At 59.7% G+C, this 26,466-nt stretch carries 24 protein-coding genes, 1 tRNA gene and 2 pseudogenes; 11 read left to right on the forward strand and 16 right to left on the reverse strand.

Annotated features, from left to right (window positions below):
- Positions 1 to 62 precede the first annotated feature (62 nt).
- The 3 genes and pseudogenes from FHX09_RS26290 to FHX09_RS26295 all read left to right on the forward strand — a co-directional run.
- Positions 63 to 709, forward strand: a pseudogene (locus FHX09_RS26290) (IS66 family transposase); the annotation flags it as partial.
- Complete coding sequence (locus FHX09_RS30140; RefSeq protein ID WP_246699516.1) at positions 707 to 847, forward strand: transposase domain-containing protein; 141 nt, start codon at positions 707 to 709, stop codon at positions 845 to 847. The pseudogene FHX09_RS26290 and the gene FHX09_RS30140, both read left to right, overlap by 3 nt.
- Positions 848 to 1,043: 196 nt before the next feature.
- Positions 1,044 to 1,430, forward strand: a complete 387-nt coding sequence (locus tag FHX09_RS26295; RefSeq protein ID WP_184450846.1) for a hypothetical protein — start codon at positions 1,044 to 1,046, stop codon at positions 1,428 to 1,430.
- Between the two features lie 44 nt (positions 1,431 to 1,474).
- Here the strand turns inward: FHX09_RS26295 and FHX09_RS26300 are convergent, their stop codons facing one another.
- Positions 1,475 to 2,101, reverse strand: a complete 627-nt coding sequence (locus tag FHX09_RS26300; protein WP_184450848.1) for a recombinase family protein — start codon at positions 2,099 to 2,101, stop codon at positions 1,475 to 1,477.
- A gap of 213 nt (positions 2,102 to 2,314) precedes the next feature.
- Here FHX09_RS26300 and FHX09_RS26305 point away from each other — a divergent pair, with 213 nt between their 5' ends.
- Positions 2,315 to 2,644, forward strand: coding sequence for a hypothetical protein (locus tag FHX09_RS26305; protein ID WP_184450850.1), 330 nt, complete (start codon positions 2,315 to 2,317; stop codon positions 2,642 to 2,644).
- Between the two features lie 900 nt (positions 2,645 to 3,544).
- Here the strand turns inward: FHX09_RS26305 and FHX09_RS26310 are convergent.
- The 3 genes from FHX09_RS26310 to FHX09_RS26320 form a co-directional block, all read right to left on the reverse strand.
- Complete coding sequence (locus FHX09_RS26310; RefSeq protein ID WP_184450852.1) at positions 3,545 to 3,751, reverse strand: hypothetical protein; 207 nt, start codon at positions 3,749 to 3,751, stop codon at positions 3,545 to 3,547.
- Positions 3,748 to 4,119, reverse strand: coding sequence for a hypothetical protein (locus FHX09_RS26315; RefSeq protein WP_184450853.1), 372 nt, complete (start codon positions 4,117 to 4,119; stop codon positions 3,748 to 3,750). The genes FHX09_RS26310 and FHX09_RS26315 overlap by 4 nt, the downstream gene beginning before the upstream one ends.
- A gap of 731 nt (positions 4,120 to 4,850) precedes the next feature.
- Positions 4,851 to 5,159 (reverse strand): hypothetical protein, encoded by a 309-nt coding sequence (locus FHX09_RS26320; protein WP_184450855.1) that lies wholly within the window; start codon positions 5,157 to 5,159, stop codon positions 4,851 to 4,853.
- On the opposite strand from FHX09_RS26320, the gene FHX09_RS26325 reads away from it, so the two are divergent.
- Positions 5,146 to 5,646, forward strand: a complete 501-nt coding sequence (locus FHX09_RS26325) for a hypothetical protein (protein ID WP_184450857.1) — start codon at positions 5,146 to 5,148, stop codon at positions 5,644 to 5,646. The two genes, FHX09_RS26320 and FHX09_RS26325, sit on opposite strands and share 14 nt — an antisense overlap.
- A gap of 470 nt (positions 5,647 to 6,116) precedes the next feature.
- On the opposite strand, the gene FHX09_RS26330 is transcribed toward FHX09_RS26325, so the two are convergent.
- The 5 genes from FHX09_RS26330 to FHX09_RS26350 all read right to left on the reverse strand — a co-directional run bounded on the left by FHX09_RS26330 (position 6,117) and on the right by FHX09_RS26350 (position 10,819).
- On the reverse strand, positions 6,117 to 6,635 hold the full coding sequence (locus FHX09_RS26330) for a hypothetical protein (protein WP_184450859.1): 519 nt from the start codon (positions 6,633 to 6,635) through the stop codon (positions 6,117 to 6,119).
- Positions 6,636 to 7,644: 1,009 nt separating this feature from the next.
- Positions 7,645 to 8,682 carry a site-specific integrase gene (locus FHX09_RS26335; protein ID WP_184450861.1) on the reverse strand — a complete coding sequence of 346 codons (1,038 nt, stop codon included), beginning with the start codon at positions 8,680 to 8,682 and terminating at the stop codon, positions 7,645 to 7,647.
- Between the two features lie 100 nt (positions 8,683 to 8,782).
- Entirely contained in the window at positions 8,783 to 9,232 is a 450-nt protein-coding gene (locus FHX09_RS26340) for a DUF6538 domain-containing protein (protein WP_184450862.1), read from the reverse strand.
- Positions 9,233 to 9,315: 83 nt separating this feature from the next.
- Positions 9,316 to 9,400: transfer RNA gene (locus FHX09_RS26345), tRNA-Leu, on the reverse strand.
- Between the two features lie 120 nt (positions 9,401 to 9,520).
- The gene (locus tag FHX09_RS26350) at positions 9,521 to 10,819 is read right to left on the reverse strand and encodes an MFS transporter (protein WP_007790709.1); all 1,299 of its coding nucleotides are present in this window, start codon (positions 10,817 to 10,819) and stop codon (positions 9,521 to 9,523) included.
- Between the two features lie 124 nt (positions 10,820 to 10,943).
- On the opposite strand from FHX09_RS26350, the gene FHX09_RS26355 reads away from it, so the two are divergent.
- Positions 10,944 to 11,528 (forward strand): TetR/AcrR family transcriptional regulator, encoded by a 585-nt coding sequence (locus tag FHX09_RS26355; protein WP_007790708.1) that lies wholly within the window; start codon positions 10,944 to 10,946, stop codon positions 11,526 to 11,528.
- On the opposite strand, the gene FHX09_RS26360 is transcribed toward FHX09_RS26355, so the two are convergent.
- Together FHX09_RS26360 and FHX09_RS26365 are read right to left on the reverse strand one after the other, a co-directional pair.
- Complete coding sequence (locus FHX09_RS26360; RefSeq protein ID WP_184450864.1) at positions 11,525 to 12,319, reverse strand: class I SAM-dependent methyltransferase; 795 nt, start codon at positions 12,317 to 12,319, stop codon at positions 11,525 to 11,527. The genes FHX09_RS26355 and FHX09_RS26360 overlap by 4 nt on opposite strands.
- 72 nt (positions 12,320 to 12,391) lie before the next feature.
- On the reverse strand, positions 12,392 to 13,372 hold the full coding sequence (locus FHX09_RS26365) for an aldo/keto reductase (RefSeq protein WP_007790704.1): 981 nt from the start codon (positions 13,370 to 13,372) through the stop codon (positions 12,392 to 12,394).
- Between the two features lie 183 nt (positions 13,373 to 13,555).
- On the opposite strand from FHX09_RS26365, the gene FHX09_RS26370 reads away from it, so the two are divergent.
- Positions 13,556 to 15,184: an AMP-binding protein gene (locus FHX09_RS26370; RefSeq protein WP_132594018.1), complete on the forward strand. Its 1,629-nt coding sequence runs from the start codon at positions 13,556 to 13,558 to the stop codon at positions 15,182 to 15,184.
- Positions 15,185 to 15,199: 15 nt separating this feature from the next.
- On the opposite strand, the gene FHX09_RS26375 is transcribed toward FHX09_RS26370, so the two are convergent.
- From FHX09_RS26375 to secA, 5 genes and pseudogenes are all read right to left on the reverse strand, one after another.
- A complete protein-coding gene (locus FHX09_RS26375; protein WP_132594020.1) occupies positions 15,200 to 16,489 on the reverse strand; it encodes a GNAT family N-acetyltransferase in 1,290 nt (429 codons plus the stop codon).
- Between the two features lies 1 nt (position 16,490).
- Positions 16,491 to 17,903: an oligosaccharide flippase family protein gene (locus FHX09_RS26380; protein ID WP_184450874.1), complete on the reverse strand. Its 1,413-nt coding sequence runs from the start codon at positions 17,901 to 17,903 to the stop codon at positions 16,491 to 16,493.
- A gap of 109 nt (positions 17,904 to 18,012) precedes the next feature.
- Positions 18,013 to 19,116: a D-alanine--D-alanine ligase family protein gene (locus tag FHX09_RS26385; RefSeq protein WP_132594022.1), complete on the reverse strand. Its 1,104-nt coding sequence runs from the start codon at positions 19,114 to 19,116 to the stop codon at positions 18,013 to 18,015.
- 24 nt (positions 19,117 to 19,140) lie between these two features.
- Positions 19,141 to 19,759 (reverse strand): annotated as a pseudogene (locus FHX09_RS26390) (C39 family peptidase).
- A gap of 186 nt (positions 19,760 to 19,945) precedes the next feature.
- Positions 19,946 to 22,660, reverse strand: coding sequence for a preprotein translocase subunit SecA (gene secA, locus FHX09_RS26395; protein WP_132594024.1), 2,715 nt, complete (start codon positions 22,658 to 22,660; stop codon positions 19,946 to 19,948).
- Positions 22,661 to 22,906: 246 nt separating this feature from the next.
- On the opposite strand from secA, the gene FHX09_RS26400 reads away from it, so the two are divergent.
- The 4 genes from FHX09_RS26400 to mutT all read left to right on the forward strand — a co-directional run bounded on the left by FHX09_RS26400 (position 22,907) and on the right by mutT (position 26,354).
- The gene (locus FHX09_RS26400) at positions 22,907 to 23,794 is read left to right on the forward strand and encodes a peptidylprolyl isomerase (RefSeq protein ID WP_132594026.1); all 888 of its coding nucleotides are present in this window, start codon (positions 22,907 to 22,909) and stop codon (positions 23,792 to 23,794) included.
- A gap of 118 nt (positions 23,795 to 23,912) precedes the next feature.
- Positions 23,913 to 25,154: a bifunctional glutamate N-acetyltransferase/amino-acid acetyltransferase ArgJ gene (gene argJ, locus FHX09_RS26405; RefSeq protein ID WP_132594028.1), complete on the forward strand. Its 1,242-nt coding sequence runs from the start codon at positions 23,913 to 23,915 to the stop codon at positions 25,152 to 25,154.
- A 7-nt stretch (positions 25,155 to 25,161) separates the two neighbouring features.
- The gene (locus tag FHX09_RS26410; RefSeq protein WP_184450866.1) at positions 25,162 to 25,944 is read left to right on the forward strand and encodes a GNAT family N-acetyltransferase; all 783 of its coding nucleotides are present in this window, start codon (positions 25,162 to 25,164) and stop codon (positions 25,942 to 25,944) included.
- Positions 25,941 to 26,354 (forward strand): 8-oxo-dGTP diphosphatase MutT, encoded by a 414-nt coding sequence (mutT, locus tag FHX09_RS26415; RefSeq protein ID WP_007790678.1) that lies wholly within the window; start codon positions 25,941 to 25,943, stop codon positions 26,352 to 26,354. The genes FHX09_RS26410 and mutT overlap by 4 nt, the downstream gene beginning before the upstream one ends.
- Positions 26,355 to 26,466: the final 112 nt, after the last annotated feature.

Raw genomic sequence — 26,466 nt, forward strand, 5'->3', positions numbered from 1 at the left:
GGTTGCGATCGCAGCCTCTCATTCATGGCGATGAGACGACGGTCCAAGTCCTCAAGGAAAAGGACAAGGAAGCCACCAGCACGTCGTACATGTGGCGTACCGCAGCGGCGAGGACAGTGACGAGCCGATCGTACTTCTCGACTACCAGCCCGGCCGCGGTCAGATCCACCCGCAGACCTTCCTCGGTGACTACCGTGGCATACTCGTCACTGATGGCTACACGGCCTGGCGCACATTGAATGGCGCCATCCATGTCGGATGCATGGCTCATTCCCGGCGGCGCTTCGTCGAGGCCCTCAAAACCAGGAAGAATGCAGGCGGCCCGCCGGAACAGGCACTCCGGTTCTTCGAGCAGCTCTACCGGATCGAAAAGCAGGCAAGAGACAAAACCCCAGATGCTGGGGAGACGAAGGTCGACTGCATTCGCCGCTTCCGCCAACAGCACAGCTTGCCTGTCCTGAGCGCCCTAAAGACGTGGCTCGACAACATCGCGCCAAAGATCGTGCCGGATACCAAGCTCGGCGATGCCGTGTCCTACACCCTGAACCAATGGGATTACCTGACGCGTTACACCAACGACGGCAGGATGCCGATCGATAACAACATTCTGGAACGCGAGATCAGAGTTTTTGCCACCGGCAGGAAATCGTGGCTGTTCAGCGATACCGTCGACGGAGCCAGCGCCAGCGCCGTGATCTACAGTCTGATGCTGACTTGCCGTGCCTGTGGCGTCGACCCGCTCGCCTGGCTACGCCACGTGCTCACTGAGTTGCCGCAGCGGGGCGAAGCGGCCGACATCGGCGACCTGCTGCCATTCAACTTCTCCAAGACTACTCCGGCCGGGTAGAGCGGGATCACGCTACCCCGCGTGGGCGTTCATCAGTCCCGCAGACGTCAATGCGCATCGAAAATCGCGCTTACTGAAACACTACTCATTCACGGGATGGAGAGAGTAGCTGCACGGCGGAAGGTTCAGCCCAAGATCGACGTGATGCTGAAGGTGTGGAAGAGGCAGCCTGCCTCAGAACAGCGGAGTTAACGATATGTCATCACGAATTGAATGGCCGGAAAGTCTAAACTTCATGCTCCTCCAATTGGAGGCGACGAAGCTGGAGAATATCATAGAGACGCAGATGAGCGACGGCTCCATTAAAAGAAGGCACATCCGCACAGCCAAGGACGCTTGGAAAGGGGAAGCCCGATTTACCGAATTGGACGAACAGCTGATGCGCACAATAGTTGGAAAGCGTGCTGTAGCAGATGTCCCCGGCGAGAACGCTCGGAGGCTGGTGAAGCTGATGGGCGACGACCCTTTTTACCCCGGCTATGCTCCACGGCAACTGCAACATACCTGGAGTAATGTTGAACCCACGTCCTCCTTTATTCGGTACTTCATCCTTGATGAAGGCCCCTTGAGCGAGGGTGCCTGAGGGCGAAAACACATAATCAGGGTAGAAGAAACGAAGCCCAAGAATTAGGACGCGGCCTGACCCGAAACACGTTTCGCCAACCGAGCCAGCGTAGACCGTGAGCAGCCCGTGGCAGCAACAATAGTGTTCCAGCTCATGCCGCTCTCAAGCATCTTGACGATGCCTGCGTTCCGCTCCTGGTCCTCAGGGCGACCCTTATAGGCCCCATCGGCTTTCGCCTTAGCGATGCCTTGGGCCTGCCGCCGTCTGCGGTCCTCGTAGTCTTTGCGGGCAATGGCTGCCAGCATGTCGAGCATCATCCCGTTGATGGCATCAAGCATGCGGCTCTGGATGTCATCCTTGCCAGCAGTGGCCATCATCCACGAGGTCGGTAGGTCGAGTGCGACCACCTTCACTCTGCGGGTCTGTATCTCGGTCTTGAGCCTTTCCCAGTCCTCAGCGTTCAGACGGCTGAGACGGTCTACCTGCTCAACGAGAAGGACATCGCCGGGGTGGCAGTCATTCAGAAGGCGGAACAGCTCAGGACGCTTCAGGGAGGCCCCGCTTTCGTTCTCCACGTAGCTGGCAGCGATCTTCAGCCCACGCTCCTCAGCGAACCGGAATAGGTCATCTCTGGCGCGGTTGGCATCTTGGTCTTTAGTGCTGGCACGAAGGTAAGCGCGAACATGCATTGAAACCACCTTAGTTCGTTTTGGGTGGTTCGCTTATAGATGGTTCGATTTAGATTGTCAATGGGGATTTATCGAACCAGTACTTTAGTGGTTCGCAAGAGGTGCACTTAAATGACACCTCCGATTTCCACCGGGATAAACGGTTATCGATGTAGCCGTCACAGCGCCCATGTGAATACATAGCGCCCGCAAATCATCTTATCGGGGCATTCCATGAAACGCTTAATTTCCTCCGCTATCTTCATCACCCTCTTGTCGGGCTGCGCAATGACCCTTCCCTTGAAGGGACAAACGGAGAGCGGAGACGAGACCTTCACCGGCAAGGCGACAGGCTACGTGGACGGTGGCGGCACCTTGGAGCTGGCAAGCAGCAAGGGCCTCAAATGCACCGGTAACTTTGTCTACGTCACCCGTCGCAATGGTGAGGGAACGTTCACATGTGGTAACGGGCAGAGCGGTTCGTTCACCTTCGTCTCGACAGGCGTACGTGGCACGGGCACAGGATCGATAGGCGGTCGTCGTTTCACATTCACTTTCGGCTGAGACTGCGACTTCCGCCCCTCACTGCAGCATCAAGCGACTTCGCCGGAAAGCAGTGGCAGGATGATGCCATGTTTCGAATGAGACGGCTCAGGCCTGTGAAGATGTCTGACGGAGGGGCGGCGGGGGGAACTGGCGGGTTCCCTATATATGATTGGGGTCTCGAAATTTTATACTGAATATTTCGGGGTGGTCGATGATGACCACGCCCCCTCACAGGCAGCCTCTGGATAACTACAGTCCCGCATGGAACGCATTGGAAGGTTGCCCGCAAGGGAGATGGCGGGAGCGCTGTTTGCGGTTACGCGGCGAGGCCGTTTAGAGGCGTTGTCCGGAATTAGATAGCAACTGCCACCAAAGCCCGCTTGGCGATCAAACGCCGTCAGGAGGCGCAAAAAAGCAGTTCATATGATAACGTCCACTCCGTCCTATCCCATCCGCCTCAGTGGGTTCGTCCGTTGGTTGAAGGCAGATATGAAAATTACCGTCTCCAGAGAGTGATTCAGCTCCATAGGGAATCAGGAACGACTGGTTTCTCGTCACCAAGTGATGGTCCCCCGGATGAAGGGTAACAGAGAATCCGTTGGGTCCCTTCCCCACCTGGGATCGAGGTACGGCCCGGCAGTCTTTACCGCTGCAGCACGATAGCGGGTATGTCCAACTACTGCCGGATTGATGGGCATCGCCCTGTGCACAAATGCCGACCGATATGACTGCGAAGGACACCATGGACACTGTTGAAGGTGTGAAAGACATCGCCCCCTCCAAACGAACATTCCGCCCCCGAAGCACAGAATTCTGCGCTGGTTACTCAAGCGGTGTAGCGGAAACTTCTGCCTCCAAGGTTCCCTATTGTAGCCAGATTGTCGTTCAATTCCCAGTAGCGCGACTATCGGGAGGTGGTCATGCCGAGGCCGGGGGTGACCGGTGGCGACTTTCACGGCCAACTCCCTCGATTTGCAGGAAGTCCAGATGACGGAGAACTGTCGTCGCCTGTCTTCGACCGAGACCGAGGAGGGTTGCGAGTTCGGTGATGGTGATCCAATCACCTTTGTCGACCGAGACCAATTCACCGGTCTTCCTGTCCAATATCTCCTCCACGTAAATCATGTGGCTGCTTCCGTCGCGGAGGCGGAAGAAGGGAACGGCTGATAAGGCACGATGCGGGGACCATGCGCCGCATTCTCAGCGACCGTCAGTTTCGCCGCCTTGCTGATGTCGGGGATGATCAGCCGGGGAAATGGCCGCTCATCGTCCCAGACCTCCAGACCGCCTGAGAGACCGAGGGCGACCAGACTGCGGCAGGCATCGGCGGTAGGGTTGCGGGTCTTAGCGATGAGGGGTCTTCCTTCGAGGGAGACCGAGTAATTCCGCCCACGCTTGTCGAGGCAGATGGGCTTGATAACGATTTTCGTGGTCGGGGCGACTGGAGACATAGCTTCGCCGTCCTCCCGACCGGGGGAGGTTTCATTGTGCATGGATTTCTCTGATGGCTGTGGTGGTGGTGATGTTGGCGGGGTGGCGAATAAGACCGGCCCTCTCGTCAGCAGGACAGCGACAAAGAGGACCGGGGGTCACCACACCCACGAGAACGGGTCAGTCATGACGACCGACCACCGCACTCTCGGTTGTCGAGTGTCCATTGAAAGGGACGATGCGGGATGGGATGGTTTTCTCGGAGGCGTTCCCGGAAAGGGTACCTCAAGGGAGAGGTGAAGGAGACTATAAGTGCATCAGGGTTATTTATGAATATCATACCCATGAAGAACAGATAGAGATCGTCCTGATTTCATCAGATTTCATCAGTCATCCTCTATTCCAGTTCATTCTCGATATTGGTCCTCTCCTCTCTTCTTAAGGGCGGGGTAATTCAGGGTTGCTCCATCCTGTAGAATACAACTGCCTTCTTTCTCCTCTTCCCTTAAGTGGGTCGTAATTCTCGATTGTGATTTCTGGTCTTCACACCCGGGGTACGAGACGTGGTCTGATAAGCTTTTCCCGCGCTGTGAGAACCCACGAATCTTTGCGTTGATGATGTTGTCTGGTGTCTTGTATCGTCCAGACACGCGGAGCCCCAAAATGACCGACACCGCTTAACGGGAATTGGCGTTGTAGTGACGATGTAGCTGGGTATTTCCGCTGCCCAGGGAGTGACGAAGCGGGAAACCTTCCGGCCACCCGATCCAAGTTGAATGGTTGACGGTTGTGTTTAGGCGACGAGGCTCATTGCATGCCGTAGGAGCAGACGAGCCAGTGCGTCGTGCTCGATGAAGTAACGTAACTCCTTAGTTTCCTGGTCTTCGATCATCCGCATATCTCGTACGAGCGTCTTGTTCTCGAGAAGGATAGAGATGTGGGGAATGTCCAGCAGTAGGCAAACATCGTGGGCCAGATACCAAAACCCGTCCTCGGTCAGGTTGGTCTCGATATACGTATCCCACTTGATGCGATCGCCCTCGAAATGGGCGAGGTTCCACTCCGTCGTTTCATTCTTGGTGGCGGTCTTGGTGTTGGTCATAGCTAATCCTTTGCGCCTCGGGGCGCTCGTGGTTCTCGGGGTTGATGGTGAAGAAGTTGGAGACAGTCAGACGCTGATGCGGGCCGGGGCTTTAGTGTCAGGCGACAATGGGCACATCGCCCTGCCTGATACCATTCGCCGCTTGGAGGATGGCTCGAGCGTCGTCTCCCGCAAGCCCGTCAGCCGCTTCCATGCTGATCCTATCAGCCAGCGACGCTACATAATGAATGCCATATGCCTGCTCCAAGAGGTCAACCAGAACCTCTACTGTGGCCTCGCCTATGGTCATGTTTGGGTTTTGGGTGAGCAGCGCTTCGCGGCCATCGTTGTAATCTTCCGCGAGGCGCTTCGCCTTGGGGTGGCCGCTCTCGACTATACCTCTGATTACGCGGTCGATGATAAAGGCGGGGTATGGGTCATGGAAATTGTCATTGCTGATCCTCTCGCACCTCATAGGGCGCGTTTTCGTTGTCGTAGGTTGTGGTGATGGAGGACAGGCAGCGCGCACACGGAGACGCTGCGAGGAGGACCGGCGCAGGGCACTGGTCTTTCAAGTTGCAGAGGCTTGCCTCGTAGCGATCCTCGAATGGACGCCGCCTGTTTTGCTTAGGTGGGTAGTAATTGGCTGAGCCCGTGTTTCAGGGCCGCGCCGTGGGTTTGCTTAAGGGAGGGGTAATTGGTCTGGCGGAAACTTTCCGGAGGTCAGACGACACATGAAAGACTCGAGTGTTCACTCATCCCAATATTTCGTCGCGCTCGGCAGCGGACGAGCAGCGCATAGCATCACCATGTAGCCAGTGCGGATGTCGATTGGACGACGAATACCGACGGCAGCAGCAAGGCCATGTGGAGGTCACGGGTACTGAGAGTGAATGTATGTCAATGGCTTAGCGGAGAGACCCGTGGATCGATGGAGAAATTGGTAGGGTAAAGGCGCAATATTTACTCGTAGTCTCACTACCCGTTTCCGATGATCTTGTTCGCAAGCTCGATCACGCCATCCTTGGACCAAGGGTCATTTGCGCATTTCACGCCCATGACAACGGTGGCCTTCGACCTCGGACCGAGGAGGGCGTTGGCCTGACAGATGATCTTTTCGGAAAGCTCGCGATTGACGTCAACAACCTTCGAAGGATCGGACGTAGCCGGTGTTCGGGGAGCAACGATCACCGCACCCAGCAGCGTCTGCGTGGAGGCTGCTGGAGACCCGTTCCCTATTATCTTATTGGCAAGAATGATGACCTTGTTTGCTGCTGCTTCGTCTTCTGGCTCCACAGTGCCGCTCTCAGGCTGGCCGCCAACCTGGGAGACTTGCTTTAAAAGACAGATAATGCCGTCCTTTAGCGCCTGATTATTGCTGATGGTGCCCGGATCGAGGAGAGCCTCAGGGACAGAACACCCAGACGTTTGCGCCGCGCTGGGCAGACCCACAGCCAGCATCAGAAATGGAATGACAGCAACACGATTCCTCCACATCGAGACCACTCCCCACGGCACCAATACATTAGAACAATCTCATAGATTGTATGTTGCGTCCACCGGCTGCGCTAACGACGTTGCAAAGGCAGAAGGTTCGCTGTGCGGACCTTGAGATGCTGCTTAGGGCGTCTATCCACACCAAGGTCGTGGCGTCGGCGGGCAACCTGACGTACCGCAGACGAACGGCACGGCGAGACCCTCAGAGATTAAGATTTGTCCCACGTCCCGGCCATCGGCACGAAGTATTCCGCAGCTTCGCCCGAAGTTGCACTGCTCCGTTCCCTCGGTGCCAGGGCGACACGAGCAAGCCACCTTCGTCAGTTGCAGGCTTGACTTGCTGACGATCTCCTTCAAGCGAGCTGAGGCCCGATTACCGAGTTCCTGTTCACGCTCACATTGAGGCGAGAAGACTTCGGGGGTGTTGAAGCCCACAAGGCGGGTGCCGTTGGCCTCGCCATTTGCCCGTATGGTGTCACCGTCAGTAACCGAGAAGGTCTGCTGATCAATCGTCTTGGCGTAGGTCTTCTCGGCTGGGCCAAACCACAATGACCAATTCAGCCGCTCGAAACCTGAATGGCGAGCGCCAAGGACGACCAAGATGGCAATGATGGTCAAGTCTCGTATGAGGCGTCTCGTAGACCAGTGACCCGCTTTCGCGATGAACGACCTGCACCGTGTTCGTTGCCAACGTGTCTGCTGTGTCACAGGCTCTTGGCGTGGGCGAAACGGGACCACCTTCATGGGCTCAGCGCTGCCGACGATCTCTTCGAGCTTGCGGCGCTGCTTCTCAGTCAGGCGCGTGTTGTCACCGTACCGCGTCAGCCTTGATTGCATATCGAGAAGGAATGTGCGCTGCCAGTCACTCAGCCGAGCCGTTGCCAAGGTGGCATTGATCCTTGCGATCAAGCTGATGGTCGAATTGTCCACGGTCTCGGTGCCCTAATGATTGTCACCGGGAGTGTAGGTGAGTAAACGCTAAAGGAGTGTTTCAACCAACACTACAACTCTATGCGATCACGCGGCCATCCTGAGCGCTATCGACTGAAGGCGCGTTCAAACCGCAAGCTCGCTCCATAGCCCGCTTCAACCTGACCCGCTTCGCAGCTTCAGAGCCATAGTGTTTCTCACTGGCACTGACATTCAGGTGGCCAAGGATTGCCTCTTTGTCAGTTGGATGAACGCCAGCGAGGTCACACCGATCAGCCATGTTATGACGCAGCGAGTGGACGGCATGCAGCGGGTTGTCGGTGACCTTGCGAAGCCATTTCATCAGCGACTGTGAGGCCGTGTTAGGGCCTGTAGGGCCTGAGTAACGCGGGAAAGCGTAGGTGTTGTCCTTGGCTGCCCCTACGATTTCCTTGGCAATTGCGAGTGCGTCACCGACCAGAGGAACGTCACGTTTGGAAGAGGCGTTCTTGAGTTGCCGCGCTTCATGGGCGACGATCTTGATATGAGGCGTCCCGCCTTCGGTGCTGATGTCTTGAACCCGCAGGCCGGTGATTTCTGCCAGTCGGCATCCGGTCCCTTCGAGCAAGCGCCAGATGGCCTTGAGGTCTGGATTGGCGTTCTCGATGATGAGCTTGCGCGTCGCTGTCACCACATCATCGGGCAGTGCGTCTCTAACCTCCTTGTCGGAGATGAGGCTTTTAGGCAGCTCAAGTCCAGCAAACGGATTGTCCATGCTCCTGAGCTTCTTGTCCTTGTAGAGCGAGAACACGCCCCTCAGGTCGTTGAGGTCACGCCGCACGGTGGACGGCTTTATGCCTTTCTTCGACAACAGGAAGTCACGGACCTTATATGCATGGTCAATGGTCCAATCAGACAGCGCTGGAACGTCACCACCTAATGCCTCGCTGACCTGCCGCATCATCGCGGCGAGGCGGGTCTTGCGCTTCTTCTGGGCGAACTCGCTACCTGACACCCTCTCGGTGATGTAGAAGTTCTTGGCCTCCTCCAGCGTCGGTTTCTCCTTCGACAGGGTAACAGGCCCTGCTGGTGTCTTGGGGGTCTCCACCACAGCACCGGTATTGCGCTGGCGGCGCACTGCGCACCTCGTCCGCTTTGATTCGAGCCTTGTAGATTTCCCTGACCACCCTCGGCCAACTGAGGGAGGTCTCGGCTAAGTGAAGGTCGACATTCTCCCATCATAAAACCTCTGCTGCTTCGTCCAGCATGAAAGGCGAGAGCTTCCCACGGGCGAACTCATATCGGTTGTCCGCGTCCAGCATCTCCAGCCATTCAGCATCCTCGTCGAAGTTCCTGCCTTCAAAGCCTTCCTCACGGGTCTCCTCATCTTCCTCCAGCAGGTGAACGAAGTAGGCGTCATGAACGGCCTTGAGCTGTGCCTCAGTCAGTTCCTGAAGAGGAGGTTCCAGCAGTCGCGCCTGTTTCCGTCTGTGGTCTTCGAAGAGGGCAGTTACAGCAGCGCTCTCATGACGAAGCCGGTCAATGGCGATTCGCCTATCCTGTGTCCGCAGGGACTTCCAGATTTCCGACTTCCCCAAGGCCTTCTGGATGTCAGTCGGTACAGGGGCACGGAGATAGTAAGTACGGCTTCGTAGGGTCAGCCACGGGTAAATGGTCACGTCTTCCATGCCTCGCTGTAGCAGTTTGCTGTAGCAGATGGAAGCTCAAGCCATTGAAATCGCAGCAAGTATTTGACTTGCTTAGAGATTTTTGGTGCCCCATGCCGGGGTCGAACCAGCACTTCTTTCGAAACTCGATTTTGAGTCGAGCGCGTCTACCAATTCCGCCAATGGGGCAACGGATACCGACGAGGCGGCTGTCTAGCATGCGTTCGCCCGCGCGCGCAAGACGGCGGGCGAAGTTCTCGGCTTGATTTATTGGAGTTCCCGGCCTGCCACCTGCGGCCGGAAACAGCATCAATGCGCGCCAGCGGCGGCGGGCTGGTGGAGACCGGACTTCTTCAACGTGATCGCAAGGATCGAGGCGAGCAGGCAGAAGGCGCCGGCGATGAAGAAGGCGGGCAGATAGCTCTGCAGTTCGGTGCGCGACCAGCCGGCGCCGTAGGCGGCGGTTGCCGCTCCCAGCTGATGTCCGGCGAAGACCCAGCCAAAGACGAGACCAGCCTTTTCGCGGCCGAAGCGGTCGGCGGCGATCTTGACCGTGGGTGGGACGGTGGCGATCCAGTCGAGGCCGTAAAAGACAGCAAAAATCGACAGGCCGTAGAAGCTGAAATCGCTGAAGGGCAGGAAGAGCAGCGAGAGGCCCCGCAGACCGTAGTACCAGAAGAGCAGCCAGCGATTGTCGAAGCGGTCGGAGAGCCAGCCGGAGCCGATGGTGCCGAAGAAATCGAAGATGCCCATGACGGCGAGGACGCTCGCGGCAGCGACCGGCATGATGCCGAAGTCACCGCATAGCGTGACGAAATGCGTCTGGATCAGGCCGTTGGTGCTGAGGCCGCAGATGAAGAAGGTGGCAAACAGAATCCAGAAGGTCGACGTGCCGGAGATTTCCTTGAGAACCGTGATCGGAGTTGCCAGCATCGCCAGCAGGCCGGACTGCGTCGGCGGCGGCTGGGTGACGTGTTCTTCACCGAAGGCGGGCAGGTTGAGGTCGGAGGGGCGGTCGCGCATGAAGGCCAGCACGATGAGGGCGGCGAACATGATCATGCCGCAGACCAGAAAGACCGTTGCGCGCCAGCCGTAGCGCTCCGTCAGCTCGGCCATCAGCGGCAGGAAGACCAGCTGCCCGGTCGCCGAGCTTGCCGACAGCATGCCGACCACGAGGCCGCGATGCTTGGTGAACCAGCGGGCAGATACGGTTGCTGCGAGCACCATTGCGGTCAGTCCCGTGCCGAAGCCAACGACGACGCCCCAGAGCAGAAGCAGCTGCCAGAGCTCAGTCATGAAGAGCGAGCCGACGAAGCCACCGCCGATCAGGGCCATGGCGAAGACGATGACCTTACGGACGCCGAAGTAGTTCATGAAGGCGGCGGAGAACGGTCCCATGAGCCCGAACAGGATCAGGCGGACGGCGAGTGCGGAGGATATCTGCGAGGTCTCCCAGCCGAACTCGTCCTGAAGCGGCTTGATGAGGACGCCGGGGGCGCCCATCGCGCCGGCGGTCACCAGCATGGTGAGGAAGGTTGCCGCGACAACCACCCATCCATAGTGGATGTTGCGTCGCGCCAGCGATGAGGCAAGTGCAGTCGATACCATGTGGCCGTCCCGTCTTGAGGTTGTCGGAGACTATCGGAAGCTTTTAGATGATGGTCATCATAATTGTTGCGTATTGATGATGGACGTCATATAAATTGTCAAGCTGCCAATTGCGGAGAAGCGAATGCGGGTCAGCCGAGAGAAATTTGCCGAAAATCGCGAGAAGATCCTGCAGGTCGCAGGCGTGCTGTTTCGCGAAAAGGGCTTCGACGGCATCGGCGTTGCCGACATCATGAAGGCCGCCGGAATGACGCATGGCGGATTCTACGGTCATTTCGAATCCAAGGAAGAGCTGGCGCTGGAAGTCAGCCGCGCGCTGATCGAGAAGGTGAAGATCCGCTGGAATGAGATCATCGCTTCGGCGCCGGGGCGGCCGCTCGATGCGCTGCTCAATCACTATTTGTCGCGTTGCAGCGTCGACGATCCGGGCGGCAGCTGCGTCTTCGCCTCGCTTGCCCAGGAGGTTAGCCGCAGCCGCGGGGCGGTGCGCGAAACCTTTAACGATGGGCTTTCAATGCTCGTCGACGTTCTGTCCGAGATCGTTCCCGGCGAGACCTCGGAGGAGCGACGCGAGAGGGGGTTTACAACGCTTTCCGCGATGATGGGGGCGGTAATTCTGGCGCGCGCCGTCGAGAGCCGCGAACTCTCCGATAGTTTTCTTTATACGACGCGCGACGCACTTTCCCTAGCAAGCAGGACCGACGGTTAGCCTCGGCGCGCGATCAGACCGCCGATTTCCACCACCTCCGCGAACGTGCCCTCGGGCGAAAGTTTGAGAAGGGTGGCGCGAAGTTCGGTCTCGAAGGCTGCAGTCCTTTCGCCGAGCGCCTGTGGCGGCGTCACCGAGGTCGAGAAGGCCCGGCCGACGACATCGTCGAGGCTGAGCCTGCGTTCCCTGACAACGGAGATTCGTTCCAGATCGTTAAAGGTGGAACGGAGCAGGATGCTCTCATGCTCGATCCAATCCGGTCCCTTTCGCCGTTCGCGATCGGCATTGCGCTCCGGCGCGAAGGTTTTCGCCAGTTTATTTACGGACTGCCGCCAGTCCGGCGTTGAGGAGATGTGACGGCCGCCGAACAAGACGACACAGCCGTCGGCAAGGGTGATCGCGTCGAGAGCCTTTAGCGTCGCCGGGCGGTCCATCCAATGAAAGGAGCGTCCCATGACCGTCATCTTGAGAGGCGCGAAGCGCGAATCAAGATCGTAGGAAGAGCCCTTGACGAAGGTGACATCGACACCGGCGGCGGTTGCATCGGTGCGCGCCGCATCCAGCATTTCCGGTTCGGGATCGAGGCCGGTCACGGCGGCTTTGGCAAGTCGCGCGAAGGCGATGCCGAGTTGAGCGGGGCCGCAGCCGAGGTCAAGCACGCGCTCGCCGGCTGCGAGTCCGGCACGGGCCGCGACCCGATCGATGAGTTCATCCGGATAAGGAACGCGATAGCGCGTATAGTAGGCGGCCGTGGACTGAAAGCGGCGCGCCTCGAAGGGAATGGTCGTCATGGCAATATCCTTGAGCGGAACGGCCGGTCGCCGGCTCAATATAAGCGACCGGGCATTCTCCAAACGATCTCGTTATTTGAAGCCTTCGACCCTGTGAGGAACGTACGGTTCTTCCAGCGCCGCAATGTCCTCGGTCGTCAGCTTGACGGACAAGGCGGCAACCGCGTCGGCCAGATGATTGGCTTTCGACGCGCCGATGATCGGCGCCGTAACAGCACCTTTCTGCAGGATCCAGGCGGTAGCGATCCGGGCGCGGGAGACGCCATGTTTCTCGGCCAGCTTGCCGACGATGCCGATGATGGCGCGATCGGCCTCTTCCGCCTGCTTGTAGAGTGTCTTGCCGAATTCGTCGGTCTCGCTGCGGACCGTCTTCTCATCCCAGTCGCGCGTCAGCCGGCCGCGGGCGAGCGGGCTCCACGGGATCACCGCGATCTTCTGATCCTGGCAGAAGGGCAGCATTTCGCGTTCCTCCTCGCGGTAGAGCAGGTTCAGGTGGTCCTGCATGCTGACGAAGGACGCCCAGCCGTTGGCGCGCGACGTGTAAAGCATCTTGGCAAATTGCCAGGCATACATGGAGGAGGCGCCGATATAGCGTGCCTTGCCTGCCTTCACGACATCATGCAGGGCTTCCAGCGTTTCCTCGATCGGCGTCGTGTGATCGAAACGATGGATCTGATAGAGGTCGACATAGTCGGTGCCGAGGCGACGCAAGCTATTGTCGATCTCGTCAAAGATGGCTTTCCGTGAGAGGCCGGCGCCGTTCGGGCCGGGTCGCATGCGATTGAAAACCTTGGTCGCGAGCACGATGTCGTCCCGCCTGGAGAAGTCCCTTATCGCCCTGCCGACGATCTCCTCCGAGGAGCCATCCGAATAGGTGTTGGCGGTGTCGAGAAAGTTGATGCCGAGGTCGAGCGCCTGCTTGATCAGTGCCCGGCTGTCTTCTTCACCGAGCGTCCAGCTGTGGTTGCCGCGGCCAGGCTCGCCGAAGGTCATGCAGCCCAGGCAGATTCTCGACACTTCCAGCCCAGTGCCGCCAAATTTGATGTAGTCCATGAGATTGCTCCAAACATCAGATCGCTACCCAGCGCGTCCTTTGATCTAGCGCGGCAAGCGCGAAAGTGTCGGCCACTCACACAAAAGTTTTGTGACCGATCCAAGGATGTCCGGCCGATCTCGCGCTTGCGTCGGCCGGGTTCTGGGTGTTAGCTGCTGCAGCATCTGACTGGATTTCTGCCGATGAGACTGCCGCAGCGCGATCGCTACGAAGACCTTTACCGCGATTTTGCGTGGGACATACCGCAGGATTTCAATATCGGCCGTGCGGTCAGCGACGACTGGGCCGCGCGGGCGCCGGATCGCGTCTGCCTCGAGCATTTCAGCCCTGGTGGCAGTCACCTTTCCATGACCTACCGGGAGTTGGCAGATCGATCATCATCGCTCGCCAATGCGCTTGTGTCACTGGGGTTGAAGAAGGGCGATCGGGTCGCGCTGCTGCTGCCGCAGTCTTTCGAGACGGTCGTCGCGCATGTCGCGATCTACAAGATGGGCGCGATCGCATTGCCGCTGGCTTTGCTCTTCGGCGTCGAAGCCTTGGAGTACCGGCTGCGGACGGCGGGTGTTTCCGCCGTCATCACCAATGCATTCGGACTTGAGCGCATCAGCCTGATCCGGGAACGACTGCCTGACTTGGCCGAGGTCATCAGTGTTGACGGCGATAAGCCCGGCGCACGATCCTTCGCGGCGCTGGTGGAAGGCCATCCGCTAGTCTTCGAGGTCGCGAAGACGGCGCCACATGATCCGGCATTGATGATCTTCACGTCGGGAACGACGGGTCCGCCGAAGGGAGCCCTTCACGGCCACCAGGTGCTTGCCGGGCATCTACCGGGGATGCAGTTTGCCCATGAGGGCTTCCCGCAGCCGGGCGACAAGGTCTGGACGCCGTCCGACTGGGCCTGGGCTGGCGGCTTGCTGAATGCGCTCCTGCCCAGCCTGCTGCTCGGCGTTCCCGTCGTCTCGTCGCCGGCGCAGAAGTTCGATGCGGACATGGCTTATCGCATCATGGCCGAGATGAGGGTGCGCAACGGCTTCATCCCGCCGACGGCACTCCGGCTACTGAAGTCGGTGCCCGATCCGCGCTCGAAGTATGACCTCGTGCTGCGTACGATTGGCTCGGCGGGCGAGTCGCTCGGCGCCGAAACGCTGGAATGGGCCAAACGCACGCTCGGGATCACCGTCAACGAGTTCTACGGCCAGACGGAGTGCAATTTCGTGCTCTCGTCGAATGCCGCAATCGGTGTCAGCCGTCCCGGTGCGATCGGTCGGTCGGTGCCGGGGCATTGCGTAGCGATTATCAGCGAGACAGGCGAAGTGCTGCCGGCTGGCGAAGCCGGGCAGATCGCGATCCGTCGGCCGGATCCGGTGATGTTCCTCGGCTATTGGAACGATGGCGCGGCGACCGAACGGAAGTTTGTCGGCGACTGGCTGCTGACGGGCGATATCGGGCGCCAAGATGCGGACGGCTATGTCACCTTCTTCGGGCGGGACGACGATGTCATCACGTCCTCAGGTTATCGCATCGGACCGGCGGAAATCGAGGATTGTCTTATCGGCCATCCGGCTGTGCAACTCGCTGCCGCCGTTGGTAAGCCCGATCCCGTGCGCACCGAGATCGTCAAGGCCTATGTCGTACTGGCGCCCGGCTTCGAGCCAAGTGGCCGATTGGCCTGCGATATCAGGGAGTGGGTGAAGATGCGGCTCTCGATGCATGAGTATCCGCGCGAAGTGGAATTCGTCTCGGAACTGCCATTGACGACGACAGGCAAGGTGATCCGCCGCATACTTCGCGAGCGCGCCAGCGCTAGCTGAGACCGTTTGGCGTGACTACTGAGGAGACTTGCCGCGCCTGGCAAGCGACATGATCTTTTGGCGCAGCATCTTCGCAACATTGCGGGTGCTGCTGTACATATGAAGTTGCGCGGCCACCTGGCGAACGTCGCGGTCACCGTTCTGGTGAAGCCCGATCACCATGGTGCCCATCTCCTCCCGCTCCTGCCAGAAGCGGTTGATCATCGGATGATCGGGAATAGCGCAGGAGTCGGAGCGCACGATGTTGGCGTCGTCGAGGTGCCATTCCGTCAACTCGCCCATCAGCAGCTTGCCTGGCGAATAGCGCGCGTAGGCTTCGTCGTAGGCCGTCTTCCACGTATAAGCCTCGCTGCCCATCATCAAGACCACCATCGAGGCGATCGCCTTGCCGTTGAGGTCGATCGTGTGGATACGTACCGCATCGACCGCGGCGAGATTGGAAACGGCCTCGCGGGCAAAGGCGGTGTGGTAGCGGTCGGTGACCAGGGCGGTGCGCTTCTTGCCCTTCCAGCCGCCTGCTTCAAGCGCGAGGAATTCCTCGAAGCGCATATGGATGTCACGGGGCTGGCGGGCGACGCTGTAGACCACTGTGCCCTGCTCCTCGAGCAGACGCCATTGCCGGCGCATCTCCTTCAGATGCGATGAAGAAATCGCATCGCGCAGATAGGTGGCTGCGTCCTCGTCGCTCTGCAGTATGGCACGTTGATAGGGATTCGTTATGGTGATCGGCAGGTTGCGGCTAATGGCGACTGCCCTTGCCATGCGCGCAAAGATGCCGTTCAGCCTGACATCCGGCAGCACGAGAATTGGCGGCAGGCGCAGGTCGCGATGGGTCAGACCGTCATAGAGATTGTCCAGCGTCTCGCCTGCATCCTCGGCATCGATGAGTGGCGTGCCGAGCGGCGCAAAGCTGTTCGACCAGACACGCACGATCGAGGGGCCGACGGCGAAGCCGGGCTTTTCCACGGAGAACGGCATCAGGAAGCGCATCCGGCTTCGCGTGTCGCTCTGGTCCCGCAGCAGGGCGAAGTTCACCTGTCTGTCGTCCAGCCTCGGCATGGCCGGCGCGAGAAAGCGCCCAGTGAAGAAGACATTCGGCTCCATCGCGCGGTTGGACAGGAAATCAAGCTCTTCCTGCAACTCGTAGCCCAGCTTGCCGGAGTAGAGGCAGAGCTCGCGGCCCGTGCGGCCGACTTCCACGCGGGCATCCGCCTGCGGCGTGTCGAAATCGAGAGCTGCGAGCTCGTGAACCATGCGGTTCGTTGTGAGATCGGTCGTTTCGCTGGCTGGGGGATTGCGCACCATTCTATCGGGCTTCCATGTCTGTTTTGGCCGGAGGCGTGGCAAATGCGAAGAGCGCGATGCCAAGCGCGCGCCGGACGGCAAAATGCAGGAGGATGGCTTCCACGCCCATGGCCGAGGCCGTGGCGATGGCGGCGCCCTTGATACCCAGTCCGGGAATGAGGAGCACGTTGAGGCTGATATTCGCGATCAGGGCTCCGGCATAGAGCAGAACGCAGATGTTCTGCTTGCCGGCCATCATCAGCAGCGTTTCTGCCGGTCCGACCAGCGCCTTGGCGAGAATACCGGCCAGCAGGATCGCCATCACGACATAGCCGGCCGTGAAAGCGCCGCCAAACAGGGAGAGCAGAAAGTGACCGGTGGCGATGACGGCAAGGCCGATGGCCAGCGCAGGCCAGAACGTCCACCTGGCGGCGTCGATGGCGGCGGCCGCGAGCTGCTGGCGTGTCCCCTCGGCGATGAGGCTTGAGAAGCGTGGACCGGATGCCGCCTTTACCGAGAAATTGATAAAGTGGACCAGCGCCATGGTCTTGGCGGCGGCAAAGTAGATGGCGACGTCGTGTGGTTCGAGAAAGATGCCGACCACGACGACGTCCGAATTGGTCAGGAGGAAGCTGACACCCTCGATGAGGAAGATCGGGAAGGCTACGCCAAGCCAGCCGAGAAAATCGACCGCGCGCGGACCTTCCTGGTAGTGCCGACGCAGGCGCAGGAGGGTTGCCACGTATTGCCCGACGGCGGTGACATAGGTAGCCGCGAGCGCTGCTTGCATCGCCGTCACCGCCGTATGCGGGGCGCCGAGGCCGATCGCGGTCAGCATGAAGAGGATGATGAGGATCGGCCGGACGATGTAAGCGGGGCTCAACGCCATGACCGGCCAGTGGTTGGCACGCGATGTGCCTTCCAGAATATCGCCGAGGGCGATCATCGGCATGGCGATCAGTCCGAGGAAGATCGGCACGACGTAGTAGTTCTCGATCCTGTCGCGGAAGACTTGCAGAGCGATCATGCCGATGGCAAGCGCGGCCGTGCCCGAAAGCAATCCGAAGATGCGGGCGGTGCCCGTCAGCCCGCGGATCTTCTCAAGAGCGCCTGCTGCCTTGTATTGCGGCAGGAAGCGGACGATCGCGGTGTGGAAGCCGAGGCAGGAAAGATCGCCGAAGAGGACGATCAGCACCCAGATGAATACGAAGATTCCGTACTCGTATTCGCCCATCAGGCGCGCCAGGACGATCTGCGACAGAAAGGCGAGGGCGGCGCTGGCAATGCGGATGGAGAAGGCGATCAGCGCCATGCGCTGGGCGGCGGCCTTCTCGCCCCGCGCGGTGAGAACGGCAGCGAGGGAGCGCAGCATACGACTCCCCGCCGGGCGCAGACCCGCAGGCAGCATCTTTTCCGCCGTCTCAATGACCGCCATCACAAACACGCAAAACTCTTCAGGCAAATCCTAGCGGAAGTCTTGCCAGAACAGCGTTAAGAAACGGTTGTGACAGCGTCATTCGGCCGAACCGCTGGAGCGGCTGATATCAGCGATCTGGCCGGGAAAGCGCACGTTCGATCAACCGGTCGAGAACCTCGGCATAGCTGACGCCGCTCGCCGCCATGGCCTTGGCATACATGCTGATATTGGTGAAGCCAGGTATGGTGTTGAGTTCGTTGACGACGAAGGACATGTCGGGCGTTAAAAAGAAATCGACCCTCGCCATTCCATCGCAGCCGAGCGCCTTGAAAGCATTGGCTGCGGTGCGGCGCAGCTCGTCCTCGATCTCTTTCGGCAGTTGTGCTGGGACCCTGAGCGCTGCGCCGTTCTCGTCGATATATTTGGCCTCGTAGCTGTAAAAGCCGTGGGCTTCGGCTGGCGCTATCTCGCCCGGCAGTGACACGAAGAGCGAGCCATCGGCATGTTCCAGCACGCTGAATTCGATCTCGCGGCCGGCGATGAATTCCTCGGCGAGCAGCTTGCTGTCGTGCCGGAAGCCTTCGGCCAGGGCGGCTGCGAAGCTTTCGGCGCTCGTTACCTTGCTGACGCCGACGGAGGAGCCCTGACGCGCCGGCTTGATGAACAGCGGTAGACCGAGTTCCTTTACGACATCGTCGAAGGACGGCTGCGCGTCTTCTTCGATGCAGACGGCCTTCGCCACCGGTAGACCGGCCTCCTTCAGCAGGCGTTTGGCGATGTTCTTGTCGATGGCGGTTGCCGAGCCGAGGATGCCACAGCCGGCGAGCGGCATGCGGGCGACGGCGGCCAGCCCCTGGACCGACCCATCTTCTCCGTGCATGCCGTGCAGGACCGGAAACAGGATATCGATCGGTGGCACTTCGTAGGGGGCTGCATTCTGAGGAATGGCGAGCAAGCGACCGCGACCGCCAGGCAGCAGTGCGAGTTCCGGGGCGTCGCTAGCAACCGCCGCGGTCGCCAGTTCCGTCTGCCGTGCCGTCAGCAACCACTGACCTTCCTTCGTCACGAAGACAGGAAGAACGTCGTAGCGGTCGGGATCGAGGGCATTGACGACATTGGTTGCCGACAGGATCGAGACATCATGCTCGGGCGAGCGCCCGCCGAACAGGACAGCTACCCGCAAGCGCGAGGATCGGGGCCGGTCACTTTCGACAGAACGCGTGGTCGGCATGATGATTGTTCCCTGTTGATGTTGTCAGAGCGTGATGGCCACGCCGCGATTAGCGAAGAAGCGGTCGAAGGTCGAGAGCGACAGCACGATGTCTGCCTGGCTTTGAACGTCATGGCCGGATGGATTGTGGAAGCGGATGGTCTCGGGCGTTGCCGCCGCCACCAGTACGAGATGGCCGCCGCGCGAGGGCGGCTCGCGATCCGGCCACCGGATCTGGCTCTTGACCGAGGCGATGAAGAATGTGCCTCCGGAGCAGATCGGGAATATCAGTGGTCGGCAGATTGGTGATCGTTTCGGCCTTGAGGCCGAAGCTCTGTCCGACGAAGGTGACGAACGGCGCGTAGATCAGCCCCTTGATCGATTGGTCCGCCTCGTTGACGACGTATCCGCCAAAGGCAGTGCAGGCCCGCGCCAGATCGATTGTCCGGTGTGTCTCACCGCGTGCGGCAAGTGCCATCTTCAGGCATGCCATGCCGCAGATATTAACGGCCCAGCGGGCATATTCCTCGGTGGTCTCGGCGCCTGACTGGCGCCAGAGCGGGTCTTTCATCAGTGCAGACGCCCCGCTTTCAAGTACGGGCAGCGTCATCGACGCCGTTTCCCATTGACTGAAATAGGGAGCCGTCAGGGCACCAATGTTCATCACGTTCTCGGCAATCTGGTTGAATATGGCGCCAAGCTCGATGAACAAAGCGACGGTTATGTGGCTGAAATTCGCGCGGATTATAAAATCAAGAGTTGTGCATGGGCCGGAGCGGGCATCCGGAAGTGAGAAAGCCCTCGCGACGTTCCCATCGCAAGGGCCTTGTACTCAGCGTGCCGGCCAGGCTCAAGCCTGTGCGAAGGCGCCGTGGCAGTGTTTGAACTTCTTGCCGGAGCCGCAGGGGCAGGCTTCGTTGCGGCCAACATGGCCCCAGGTTGACGGGTCGGCCGGATTGCGGTTTTCCGGGGCGACAACCACTTCCGAGGCCAGGTAGGCGGGCGCGAAATCATCTTCGCCGGTATTCGGATCGAGGTGGTGCGCCTGCATGAATGGTGGTTCCGGCTCGGCCGGCGCCTGCTGCACGAGCTCGACGCGCATCATCTGTGCGGTTACGGCTTCGCGCAGGTTGTTGAGCAGCGAGGTGAAGAGCTCGAACGCTTCCGACTTGTATTCCTGCAGCGGATCGCGCTGCGCGTAGCCGCGGAAGCCGATGACGGAGCGCAGGTGGTCGAGGTTGACGATATGCTCGCGCCACAGGTGGTCGAGCGTCTGCATCACGATCGAGCGCTCGACATAGTGCATGATATCGGGACCGAAGCGCTCGGCCTTCTCGGTGAAGGCCGCATTCGACGCTTCCGTCAGGCGCTCGCGAATGTTGTCCTCGCCAATACCTTCTTCCTTCACCCAGTCCTCGATCGGCATATCGAGATTGAGCAGAGCGGCGGTCCGTTCCTTCAGGCCGGCGACATCCCACTGCTCGGCATAGGCGCGTTCTGGAATATGCTTCTCGACAAGGTCTTCGATGACCTCACGGCGCATATCGGAAACGGTCTCGGAGATGTTCGGCGATTCCATCAGCTCAAGGCGCTGCTCGAAGATCACCTTGCGCTGATCGTTCAGAACGTCGTCGTACTTCAGGAGATTTTTACGGATATCGAAGTTGCGGGCTTCGACCTTCTTCTGCGCGCGCTCCAGAGCCTTGTTGATCCAGGGATGGACGATGGCTTCGCCTTCCTTGAGACCGAGCTTCTGCAGCATGCTGTCCATGCGGTCAGAGCCGAAGATGCGCATCAGGTCATCCTGAAGCGACAGGTAGAACTTCGAGCGGCCGGGGTCACCCTGACGGCCGGAACGGCCGCGCAGCTGGTTGTCGATGCGGCGGCTTTCGTGGCGCTCGGTGGCGATCACGTAAAGGCCACCGGCGGCAAGCGCCTTTTCCTTGAGCTGCTTGATCTCTTCGCGGATCGCTTCGGCTTTGGCGTCGCGTTCGGGACCGGGCTCAACGTCGCCAAGCTCGCGCTCGACACGCATTTCAAGGTTGCCGCCGAGCTGGATGTCGGTACCGCGGCCTGCCATGTTGGTGGCGATCGTGACCGCACCCGGCACGCCGGCCTGCGCGACGATATAGGCTTCCTGCTCATGGTAGCGGGCGTTCAGGACCTGAAAGTCCTTGAAGCCCTGCTTGCGCATCAGGTCGGCCAAGTATTCGGACTTTTCGATCGAGGTCGTGCCGACAAGAACCGGCTGGCCGCGCTTCTGCGCGTCGGCGATCTCGGCGATGATCGCCTTGTACTTCTCCTCGAAGGTCCGGTAGACCTCGTCGTCCTCGTCGCTACGCTGGATCGGCAGGTTGGTCGGCACCTCGATGACGTCGAGGCCGTAGATGTTGCCGAACTCCTCCGCTTCGGTCTGCGCTGTACCGGTCATACCGGCCAGCTTGTCGTACATGCGGAAATAGTTCTGGAAGGTGATCTGGGCCAGCGTCTGGTTTTCCGGCTGGATCTGCACCTTTTCCTTGGCTTCCAGCGCCTGGTGCTGGCCTTCCGAATAACGGCGGCCCGGCATCATGCGGCCGGTGAATTCGTCGATGATGACGATCTCGTCGTTGCGGACGATGTAGTCCTTGTCGCGCTGGAACAGCTTGTGAGCCTTGAGCGCGTTGTTGACGTGATGGACGATCGCCACGTTCTCGATATCGTAGAGCGAAGCGCCCTTCAGCAGGCCAGCCTGGCGTAGCAGGTTCTCCAGCTTTTCCGTGCCTTCCTCGGAGAAGTTGGCGGAGCGTTGCTTCTCGTCGATCTCGTAATCGCCTTCCGACAAAAGCGGGATGAAGGCGTCGATCGTGTTGTAGAGATCGGAGCGGTCGTCGAGCGGTCCCGAGATGATCAGCGGCGTGCGCGCTTCGTCGACGAGGATCGAGTCCACTTCGTCGACGATCGCGAAGTTATGGCCGCGCTGGACCATCTGGCTCTTCTCGTACTTCATGTTATCGCGCAGATAATCAAAGCCGAGTTCGTTGTTGGTCGCGTAGGTGATGTCGCAGTTATAGGCTGCTGCGCGCTCTTCGTCCGAGAGGCCGTGGACGATGACGCCCGTGGTCAAGCCGAGGAAGCCGTAGATCTTGCCCATGGTGGCGGCGTCGCGCCGGGCGAGGTAGTCGTTTACGGTGACGACGTGCACGCCCTTGCCGGCGAGCGCGTTCAGGTAGACCGGGAGCGTAGCGACGAGGGTCTTACCTTCGCCGGTCTTCATCTCGGCGATGGCGCCGTCATTGAGGATCATGCCGCCAATCAGCTGTACGTCAAAGGGTCGCATGCCGAGAACGCGGCGCGACGCCTCGCGCACGACCGCAAAGGCCGGAACGAGGATGTCGTCCAGCGTCTTGCCGTCTGCAAGCATCTTGCGGAACTCGACCGTCTGCGCAGCCAGCTGCTCGTCGCTCAAGGCCTTCGTCTTTTCTTCGATGGCATTGATGGCTGCGACGTTCGGCTGGAAGGACCGCACGCGGCGATCATTGGCAGAGCCAAATATTTTGCGGGCTATACCGCCAAAGCTGACCATATGACTGGTCCTTTCTCAATATTCTTCCCCGGCTTTTCTTATCCGTAGCCCGGCCGAATTTCAGGCACACGTCTCGAAACGCCAGGAAACTTTTCTGGACGCGAGGTTGCGTGACAGATAAGAGGGGGGTCGAATGATGTCAACGGATTTGGCTGATATAGAAAGGCCACATTCCGGTGTTGATGGCTGTTTCAGGCTGGATTCACGACGTTGAAGCCGGTGGGTTTAACTGTGAAGGGTTATTTGATGTTGAACTACAACAAAATCGCTGTGATGGCGTTCGCAACGTTCGTTGCGTTTCATGCGCCGGTCCATGCGGAAGACAAGCCAGATGCCGTCGTTGCCAAGGTCGGCGATGTCGAGATTCATCAGTCGGATCTCGATCTGGCCGTCGCCAATCTCGACCCGCAACTCGCACAGCTTCCGGACGACCAGAAAAAGGTCGCCGCCCTGTCCGCTGCCATCGACGTCAAGCTGCTGGCGCAGGACGCGATTGCCGAAAAGCTCGACCAGACAGCCGAATTCAAGAAGCGCATGCAGTATCTCGCCGATCGCGAACTGCACAACGCTTATTTCAAGAAGCACGTCGTCGATACGGTCACCGATGAGGAAGTCAAAGCGCGCTACGACAAGGAAGTTGCAGCACTCCCGAAGCAGGAAGAAGTGCACGCCCGCCATATCCTGGTGAAGACCGAGGATGAGGCCAAGGACGTCATTAAGCAGCTCGACGCCGGCAAGAACTTCGCGGACCTGGCGAAGGAAAAGTCCACCGATCCGAACAAGGCTGACGGCGGCGATCTCGGCTATTTCACCAAGGGCCGCATGGTCAAGGAATTCGAAGTGGCTGCCTTCGCACTTGAGAAGGGTACCTATACCAAGACCCCTGTGAAAACCGATTTTGGCTATCACGTGATCCTCGTCGAGGATAAGCGCGACGCCCCTCCGCCGGCCTTCGATCAGGTCAAGGACCAGGTTCGCCAGCTCGTCATGCGTGACAAGTATCTCGCGCTTCTCGCTGCCGCCAAGGAAAAGTCCAAGGTCGAGATCACCGACGAGCCGCTGCGCAAGGGCTACGAGGATGCCAACAAGCAGCCGCAGCCGGGTGATGAGCCCGCCGCGCAGCCGCAACAGTAATCTAGAATGCAGGGCCCGGTTCTTCCGGGCCCTTCACCATAACAGTTGTCGTATTTCCGCAGGGCGAGCCGGCTTATACTTCGCCCGGAAAATCCTTCCAGCCACCAGGTCGATCGCCATGTCCGGTTCCGTTTCTCCGCTCGCTCCGAAATCCTATGCCACCGTGCCGGCCTTGCGTGGCGTGCGCATGGCCACTGCATCAGCCGGCATCAAGTACAAGAACCGCACCGACGTGCTGATGATGGTGTTCGACAAGCCGGCCGCGGTCGCCGGCGTTTTTACCCGCTCGAAGTGCCCGTCGGCACCTGTCGACTTCTGCCGCGCAAACCTGCCGCATGGCGCTGCACGCGCCGTCGTCGTCAATTCCGGCAATGCCAATGCATTTACCGGACTTAAGGGCCGCGAGGCGACGGCGCTGACGGCAAAGTCCGCTGCTGCCGCTGTCGGCTGCGGCGAGGACGAAGTTTACCTCGCTTCCACTGGCGTCATCGGCGAACCGCTGGACGCGACGAAATTCTCCGGCGTTCTTGACCAGATGTACAAGGATGCGACCGGCGACTTCTGGTTCGAGGCAGCCAAGGCGATCATGACGACCGACACCTATCCGAAGGTCGCCACCCGCAGCGCGGAGATCGGCGGCGTGAAGGTGACGATCAACGGGATCGCAAAGGGCGCCGGCATGATTGCGCCTGATATGGCGACCATGCTCTCTTTCGTCGTCACCGACGCTGATATTGCCCCCGCCGCGCTGCAGTCGCTCCTGTCTGCCGGTGTCGATCCGACGTTCAATTCGATGACGGTCGATAGCGATACCTCGACATCGGACACGCTGATGCTGTTTGCAACGGGTGCGGCCGCCGAAGACGGTCAGGCTCGTGTTGAGAACGCCGGTGACGCGCGCCTTGCCTCCTTCCGCGCTGCCCTTAACGATCTTCTCAAGGATCTTGCGTTGCAGGTCGTTCGCGACGGCGAAGGCGCGACCAAGATGCTCGAGATTACCGTGACAGGCGCCGAAAGCCATGCCGCGGCCAAGAAGATCGCTCTCTCGATCGCCAATTCGCCACTCGTCAAGACCGCAGCCGCCGGCGAGGATGCCAACTGGGGCCGCATCGTCATGGCCGTCGGCAAGTCGGGCGAAATGGCCGACCGCGACCGGCTGGCGATCTGGTTCGGTGATGTGCGTGTTGCCGTCAACGGCGAGCGCGACGCCGGCTATTCCGAGGAAGCTGCAACCAACGTGATGAGAAAGCAGGATATCCCTGTGAAGGTGGACATTGGTCTCGGAAACGGGACCGCCACGGTCTGGACGTGCGACCTTACAAAGGAGTATGTCGCCATCAACGGTGACTACCGGAGCTGATCTTTCATTGACTGAAACATTACCCAAGAAGGCGAATCTGCCGCTCGTGCGCAGGCTGGAGGCCGTCGGCTTCCGGGCCTGGCCTGCCTCATCCGTGCAGTATGACGGCAGTTGGCAGGTACGGCTAACCGCGGGGCATCCGTCCAATCGGCTGAACTCGATCGTGCCGCTCGATCCTTCGGATCACCGCGACGTCGAGATTCGGCTTGCCAAGGCAAGCCGCAAGTTCGAAGCTTATGGTCGCCCGGCGGTCCTGCGGCAGACGCCGCTCGCCTCGTCGGTGCTGATCGACCTCGTGCGGGAGCAGCAGTGGACCTCGTTCGACGAGACGATCGTCATGACCTGCGATCTCGCGCACGCAGACCTGCCGGACACGCTCGATCACCTGCCAACGCACGATATCGGCCGTTTCGTGGATGCCAATCTGGCCACCGACGGCGTCTCGTCCAAGCTCAAGCCGGCGCTTGCGGAGATCATCAACGCGATCAAGCCGCCCTCGGGCCTGTTCATGATCGAGGATCCGCAGACGGGGCCGCTTGCGACCGTGCTTTGCGTCCAGGACAATGATCTTGCCGGCATCATGTCGCTTTCCGTCGCAAAGGAGCGACGCCGCGAAGGGCTTGGCCTGGAAATCCTGGCGTCCGCCCTGCGCTGGGCGAGGATGCGCAGCGCCCGTTCCGCCTGGTTGCAGGTGAAGGCGACGAACGCTCCGGCTTTGGCGCTCTACGAACGGCTCGGCTTCCACGAGGCTTACCGCTATTCCTATTGGCGGCAGGAACCGTCGCGATGAGCGACGCCGCCCGAAGCATCCTTCTTGTTGCTGCCTGCGCGCTGATCGATTCCGACGGGCGCATTTTGCTGGCGCAGCGCCCCGCGGGAAAGTCGCTTGCCGGACTTTGGGAGTTTCCGGGCGGCAAGGTCGAGCCGGGCGAGACGCCGGAGGAATCGCTGGTGCGCGAGCTTCACGAAGAGCTTGGGATCACGACCAAGGTCGCATGTCTGGCGCCGCTCAGTTTTGCCAGCCATACCTATGAGAAGTTCCATCTTCTGATGCCGCTCTATGTCTGCCGGCGCTATGAAGGAATTCCGCACGGGAAAGAAGGGCAAGCGTTGAAATGGGTGAAGCCGCAGGCTCTACGCGACTACCCGATGCCACCCGCTGACGAGCCGCTTATTCCGATTTTGCAGGATCTACTTTAGAAGCTTCTGATTATTATCCTGCGCGCGTCCAATTTGCGTGTGGATATTAATGGATCGTTTAACACCTTCTGCCAAATATCGGCCTCAATCAAGCAACTGGCGTGTGTGTAGA

It is taken from the genome of Rhizobium sp. BK538, from assembly GCF_014197575.1.
Taxonomy (GTDB): Bacteria; Pseudomonadota; Alphaproteobacteria; order Rhizobiales; family Rhizobiaceae; genus Rhizobium.